General features: G+C 45.3%; 1 rRNA gene. It reads left to right on the top strand.

Going from position 1 to position 256, the window contains the following annotated elements:
* Positions 1 to 256 (top strand): 23S ribosomal RNA (locus tag ACU68U_RS09390); the annotation flags it as partial.

The following is a 256-nucleotide window of genomic DNA, read 5'->3' on the forward strand; positions in this document are numbered from 1 at the left end:
ACAAGCAGACAGAGGAAGAAGACTTCTAATGTCGTACTTTTTGTAGAACGGGCCAGCGAGTTACGATACGTAGCAAGATTAAACATTTAAGATGTGAAGTCGCAGGGAAACCGAGTCTTAATAGGGCGAAAGTTATGTGTTGTAGACCCGAAACCGGGTGATCTATCCATGGGCAGAGTGAAGGTAAAGTAAAATTTACTGGAGGCTCGAACCGGGTAGCGTTTAAAAGCTATCGGATGACCTGTGGATAGGGGTG

It is taken from the genome of Finegoldia sp. P3-F-LR, assembly GCF_052932165.1.